Raw genomic sequence first — 6,490 nt, forward strand, 5'->3', positions numbered from 1 at the left:
ATCGTAGGACAATGATTGCCAGCTACGACAGCCAGTAGTAGATTGCGCGCCATGAGCGCGGAAACCCTTGCCAGATGGCAGTTCGGGATCACAACTGTCTATCACTTCTTCTTCGTGCCGATCACCATCGCCCTGTCGATGCTGGTGGCGATCCTGCAGACGATCTGGGTGCGGACCGGGAACGAGAAGTTCCTGCGGCTGACCAAGTTCTTCGGAAAGCTGTTCCTGATCAACTTCGCCATGGGCGTCGTCACCGGCATCGTGCAGGAATTCCAGTTCGGCATGAACTGGAGTGAGTACTCGCGATTCGTCGGGGATATCTTCGGCGCCCCGCTGGCGCTGGAGGCCCTGCTGGCCTTCTTCCTGGAGTCGGTCTTCCTCGGCCTGTGGATCTTCGGCTGGGACAAGCTGCCCAAGAAGGTGCACCTGCTGACCATCTGGCTCGCCGCGATCGGCACGATGATCTCCTCGATCTTCATCCTCGCCGCGAACTCGTGGATGCAGAACCCGGTGGGCGCGCACTTCAACGCCGCCAACGACCGCGCCGAGATGACCTCGCTGCTGGACGTGCTCACCAACCCCGTCGCCCTGGTCACCCTGCCGCACGTGCTCGCGACCGCGTACCTGACCGCCGGCGGCCTCGTCCTCGGCGTCGCCGGGTGGCACCTCGCCAAGCTCGGCAAGCCCGACACCGAGCAGCAGGAGAAGGACGCCTCCGCGTACCGGTGGGCCACGAAGTTCGGCGCCTGGGTGCTGCTCGGCGCCGGTGCCTTCACGCTCATCACCGGCGACATCCAGGGCAAGATCATGACCGAGGTCCAGCCGATGAAGATGGCCGCGGCCGAGGCCCTGTGGGAGACCGAGCAGCCGGCGTCCTTCTCGCTGTTCACCATCGGCACGCTCGACGGCTCGCAGGAGGTCTTCTCGATCAAGGTGCCGTACGTGCTGTCGTTCCTGGCGACCGGGGACGTCAACGGCAAGGTCTACGGCATCAACGACCTGGTCAAGAAGATGGAGACCGAGGGCTTCACCAACTCCAACCTCGAGCTGCAGAAGCAGGCCGCGGACCGGCTCGCCAAGGTCGGCGTCACCGACTGGGTGCCGAACCTGCCCGTCACCTACTGGAGCTTCCGCCTGATGATGGGCCTGGGCTTCCTCGCCATGGCCATCGCCGCCTGGGTGCTGTGGGTGACCCGCAAGGGCGGGCTCCCGAAGCCCGGTGCCGCGTGGACGGCGCTGATGTTCGCCGCCCCGCTCGCCCCGCTCTTCGGCAACTCGTTCGGCTGGATCTTCACCGAGATGGGCCGCCAGCCGTTCATCGTGTTCGGCGTGCTGCCGACCATGTCGGCGGTGTCCCCGGGAGTCAGCGCCTTCGAGGTGGGCCTCACCATGGTGCTGTACACCGTGATCTACGGCGCGCTCGCCGTGGTCGAGGTGGGCCTGCTCATGCACTACATCAAGCTGGGACTGCCCGACGTCGTTGAGCCTCAAGTGCTCACCGACGAGGACGCTCCCCTGACCTTCGCGTACTGAGAGGCGAGACCATGCATCTTCTTGAGATCCCGCCGACCGGCGCACCCCTGACCCTGCAGGCGCTCTGGTTCATCCTGATCGCCGTCCTGTGGATCGGCTACCTCGTCCTCGAGGGCTTCGACTACGGCGTCGGCATGCTCATCCCGTTCCTGGGCAGGAACGAGAAGGAGAAGCGCGTCATCGTCAACACCATCGGCCCGGTGTGGGACGGCAACGAGGTGTGGCTGCTCACCGCCGGTGGCGCCACCTTCGCCGCCTTCCCCGCCTGGTACGCCACGCTGTTCTCCGGCCTCTACCTGCCGCTGTTCCTGGTGCTGGTCGGCCTGATCATCCGCGGCGTGGCCTTCGAGTACCGCTCGAAGCACCCCGAGGCGAAGTGGCGCAACGCGTTCGACTGGATGGCGTCCATCGGCTCGTTCCTGGTGACCCTGGTGTTCGGCGTCGGCTTCGCGAACTTCATCCTGGGCCTGCCGGTGGCGACCGTCGGCGACTCGCACCTGTTCGCGCTCACCCCGAGCCCGTACTTCTGGCAGCTGTTCAGCTGGTTCGGCCTGCTGGGCGGCGTGACCCTGGTGGCGCTCTTCCTCTTCCACGGATCGCTCTACCTGGCGCTGAAGACCAAGGGCGAGGTGCACGACCGGGCCGTCGCGTTCGCGGGCAAGGTCGGCCTGGTGGCCATCGGGCTCGGCGCGATCTTCCTGGTGGCCCAGAACCTGCTGCACCCGACCGGCCTGCTCGGCTGGGTCCTGCTGGTGCTCTCCGCCGCGGGGCTGGCCTCGGCCTGGTGGTTCAACGGCAAGGGACGCGACGGCATCGCCTTCGTGTCGACGACCGCCACCATCCTGTTCGTGGCCGTAGGCATCTTCCTGACCATGTGGCCGGGCCTCGGCTTCGCCGGGGTGGACGGGGCGCCGTCACCGCTCACCGCGATGAACGGCTCCTCCAGCGAGCTCACCCTCACCCTGATGACGGTCGCCGCCGGCATCTTCGTCCCGATCGTCCTCGCCTACACCGCGTGGACCTACACGGTGTTCCGCCGCCGCATCGGCGTGCAGAACATCCCCGACGACGCCGCATCCCCAGCGCTCGCTGGGTGATGGCGGGGCCGATCGACCCACGCCTTCTCCGCAGGGCCCGGGCGACCAGGGGTTACCTGGTCGCCGGGGTCGCGGTGGGCAGCGCAACAGCCATCCTGACCCTCGGTCAGGCATGGCTGTTGTCGCATTCCGTGGCCGACATCTTCGCCACCGGCCAGCTCGGCACGCTCGGCCTGGCCGTGGGCGGCCTCGCCGCGGTGTTCGGGCTGAAGGCACTGCTCACCTGGGCCAACGAGTGGCTGGCCCAGCGGGCGTCCGCTGCGGTGAAGTCCCAGCTGCGACAGGACATCCTGGCCGCACGCATCGAGCGTCCCCTCGACGCGACGTCCTCCGGCGGGCTGGTCACCCTGATCACCCAGGGGCTCGACGGGCTGGACGGCTACTTCAGCAAGTACCTGCCGCAGCTGCTCCTCGCTGTCACCGTGCCGCTGGTCGTCGGGGTGGCCATCCTGTCGGCCGACCTGCTGTCGGCGGTGATCCTCGCGATCACCCTGCCGCTGATCCCGGTGTTCATGGCGCTGGTCGGGTGGACCACGGAGGCCATCACCAAGCGCCGCTGGGCCGTGCAGACCCGGCTCGCCAACCACTTCGCCGACCTCATCGCCGGGCTGCCCACGCTCCAGGTGTTCGGACGGGCACGCGCCCAGGCCGAGGGCCTGCGTCGCAGCGAGACCCGCCACCGCTCCGAGACGATGCGGACGCTGCGGGTCTCGTTCCTGTCCGCCCTCGTGCTCGAGTTGCTCGCCACGCTGAGCGTCGCCGTGATCGCCGTCACGGTCGGCTTCCGGGTCGTGTTCGGCGACCTCGACCTGGCCACGGCGCTGTTCGTGCTGATCCTCGCGCCGGAGGCGTACCTGCCGGTGCGGCAGGTCGGCGTCCACTACCACGACGCGGCCGACGGGCTGGCGGCCGTGGAGTCGGCCTTCGCGCTCATCGACCCTCCGGAGGCGCCCCTCGGGGCCGGCGCCCCCGCCCCGGTCTCCGCCGCAGGCGACGGTGACGCGCCGGGAGCGCTGCTCTCGGTGCGGGAGCTCACCCACACCTATCCGGGCGCGTCGGCGGTGGCGCTGCGTCCGATCTCCTTCGACGTCCGTCCCGGGGAGGTGGTGGCGCTCGCCGGGCCGAGCGGTGCGGGCAAGACGACCCTGCTCAACGCCGTCCTGGGGTTCCTCGCACCCACCGGTGGCGTGCTGCTCAGCGGGGGCGCGCCGCTCGGACGCCTGCCCGCGTGGCGGGAGCACCTCGCGTTCGTCGGCCAGGAGCCGGGGCTCGTCTCCGGCACCGTTGCCGACAACGTGCGGCTCGGCTTCCCGCACGCCACCGACGCGGCGGTCGCCGACGCCCTGCGCCAGGCCGGCGCCGGCGACGTCCCCCTCGACCAGCGGATCGGGGACGACGCGGAGGGCGTGTCCGCGGGCGAGCGCCGGCGCATCGCCGTGGCGCGCGCGCTGCTCCGGGTGACGCTGGGACGCGCGAAGCTGCTCGTGCTCGACGAGCCGACCGCCGGGCTGGACGCCGACACCGAGGCCGGGCTGCTGCGCAGCCTGCGCAGCCTCGGCGTCGCGGCGCTCGTCGTGAGCCACCGTCCGGCCGTGCTGGCCGAGGCCGATCGCGTGGTGCGGATCGGGGAGGCCGCTGAGGCGCCGGGGCCGGTCGCGGCTTCAGCGGTCGCGGCTTCAGCGGTCGCGGCGGCCGTCCCGCCGCCTGCGCCTGCCGACGGCGCCCGTCCCGACGCTGGCACTGCGGACCCCGCCGGCGTGGTTTCCCCGGCCGGGGCCTCACCGTCCACAGCGGCCGTGCGGGCCGCGACCGATGCGGCCGGCGAGGACCCGGGCGTCGGGGACGGCGCGCGCGTCCCGCTGCTGCGCCGCCTGCTGGACGCCGTCCCGGGAGCACGGCTCCGGCTGGTGGGGTCCGTGGCGCTGGCGTTCTGCGCGACGGCCGCTTCCGTGGCCCTGATGGCGGTCTCCGCCTGGCTGCTCTCGCGCGCTGCGGAGCACCCGCCGGTGCTGTACCTCGAGGCCGCAGCGGTCGGCGTCCGCTTCTTCGGCATCTCGCGCGGGGCGTTCCGCTACGTGGAGCGCCTGGTGGGCCACGACGTGGCGCTCAAGCTGCAGTCGGCGCTGCGCCTGGAGACCTACACCCGGCTGGCCCGCACGACCCTGCTGGGCACGCGCAGGGGCGACCTGCTCACCCGCGTGATCGCCGACGTGGAGGCCATCCAGGACCTGGTCGTCCGCGTGTGGATCCCGTTCGCGTCGTCGGCGGCGGTGCTGGTGGTGACGGCGATCGGCATCGGGTGGTTCTCGCCGGGCTCTGCCCTCGTGCTGCTGGGCACGTCCGTGCTCGCCGCGGCCGTCGTCCCGTGGCTCACCCGGCTGGCCTCGGCCCGCGCGGACGCCGCGTCCCTGCCCCTGCGGGGGCGACTGGCCGACTCGGCGCGGGAGTTATCGCGCGTGGCGACCGACCTGGTCGCCTACGGGGCGGCAGGGGAACGACTGGCCGCGTTCACCGAGATCGACGAGGAACTGCGGCGGGCGTCCGCGCGCTCGGCGTGGGTGCGCGGGATCGGCTCCGCGGCGCAGGTGCTGGCGGCGGGGATCGCCGTGGCGGGTGCGCTGGTGATCGGCGGCAACCAGGTGCACGACGGCACGATGGCGCCGGTGATGCTGGCGGTGGCCGTCCTGACCCCGCTCGCGCTTCACGAGGCGCTGTCGACGCTGATCCTCTCCGCCCAGACCCGCACCAGGGCCCGCGCGGCGCTGGCGCGGGTGGAAGCCGTCCTCGATACGGAGCCGGTCGGCTCGGGCGACCTGGCCGACCCGGGGGTGGAGGTCGCCGACCCCGCCCTCGACGTGGTCGGGCTCACCGCCGGCTGGCCCGGTGCCGCCCCGGTGGTCGAGGGCCTGTCGTTCGGTGTGCGCGCGGGCGAGAAGGTGGCCCTCGTCGGGCCCAGCGGCATCGGCAAGACGACCGTCGCGGCGACGGCGCTCGGGCTCATCCCTGCCCGGGCGGGAGAGGTCAGGGCGCGGGGCCGGATCGGCTACCTCGCCCAGGACGCCCACATCTTCACCACGACCATCGCCGAGAACGTGCGGATCGGGAACCGCGACGCCACCGACGCCGACATCGCCGACGCGCTCGCCCGCGCGGGCCTGGACCTCGACCCCGGGAGGGTCGTCGGCGAGGGCGGCGAGAGCCTGTCCGGTGGCGAGGCACGGCGGGTGGTCCTCTCCCGGCTGCTCGTGGGGCACTACCAGGTCCTGCTGCTGGACGAGCCCACCGAGCACCTGGACGCGGTGACCGCGTCCGCCCTGATCGACGACATCTGGGCCGGCAGCTCCGACAAGCCCGTCCTGGTGATCACCCACGACCCGGACCTCGTCGCCCGCTGCGATCGGGTGGTCCGGCTCGCCTGACTCCCTTCCGCCGGTCCTCGCGCGTCCGCCCCTCCCTGCCCGCCCCGTCCCCCCTCCCCGTCCCATCCGTCCCACCCGCGCGGTTCGCCCCCGAAAGCAACCCCCGCCACCGGAATTCCGGCAGCACGGGTGGCAGTCGGGGGCACGAACGGAGGTCGAGGGGACGGGGAAGGGCAGCGAGATCGCCAGCACGTCACCCGGAGGCCTGGCAGTGGGCGCGGCGGGCCGGGACCGGCTCTCGCGCCGAGACGCCGCCGGCCACCATCGGCTCGCGCCACGCCTCACGCCGGCCACTCGACGTCGGCCTGACCGCGTCCCACCCGTCCCACCCGCGCGGTTCGCCCCCGAGCGCAACTCCCGCTGCCGGAATTCCGGCAGCACGAGTGGCAATCGGGGGCACGAACGGGGCGAGGAGGGGGACGGGCGGGGACGGGGTGAGGA

Annotated in this window: 3 protein-coding genes and 1 pseudogene; all 4 read left to right on the forward strand. The window is 71.8% G+C overall.

What is annotated here, in order from left to right:
- Positions 1–51 precede the first annotated feature (51 nt).
- The 4 genes and pseudogenes from ACFQQJ_RS16920 to cydC all read left to right on the forward strand — a co-directional run bounded on the left by ACFQQJ_RS16920 (position 52) and on the right by cydC (position 6,049).
- Positions 52–1,533, forward strand: a complete 1,482-nt coding sequence (locus ACFQQJ_RS16920; RefSeq protein WP_377108358.1) for a cytochrome ubiquinol oxidase subunit I — start codon at positions 52–54, stop codon at positions 1,531–1,533.
- 11 nt (positions 1,534–1,544) lie between these two features.
- A complete protein-coding gene (gene cydB / locus ACFQQJ_RS16925) occupies positions 1,545–2,630 on the forward strand; it encodes a cytochrome d ubiquinol oxidase subunit II (protein WP_377108360.1) in 1,086 nt (361 codons plus the stop codon).
- A pseudogene (cydD, locus tag ACFQQJ_RS16930) lies at positions 2,630–4,249 on the forward strand (thiol reductant ABC exporter subunit CydD); the annotation flags it as partial. The gene cydB and the pseudogene cydD, both read left to right, overlap by 1 nt.
- 240 nt (positions 4,250–4,489) lie before the next feature.
- Positions 4,490–6,049: a thiol reductant ABC exporter subunit CydC gene (gene cydC, locus ACFQQJ_RS16935; protein WP_377108367.1), complete on the forward strand. Its 1,560-nt coding sequence runs from the start codon at positions 4,490–4,492 to the stop codon at positions 6,047–6,049.
- The last annotated feature ends 441 nt before the right edge of the window (positions 6,050–6,490 follow it).

This window comes from Propionicimonas sp. T2.31MG-18 (genome assembly GCF_964266745.1).
Classification (GTDB): Bacteria; Actinomycetota; Actinomycetes; order Propionibacteriales; family Propionibacteriaceae; genus Propionicimonas.

Coding starts and splice junctions, on each gene's coding strand:
- ACFQQJ_RS16920 (WP_377108358.1), top strand. CDS start 52: ATGAGCGCGGAAACCCTTGCCAGATGGCAGTTCGGGATCACAACTGTC.
- cydB (WP_377108360.1), top strand. CDS start 1,545: ATGCATCTTCTTGAGATCCCGCCGACCGGCGCACCCCTGACCCTGCAG.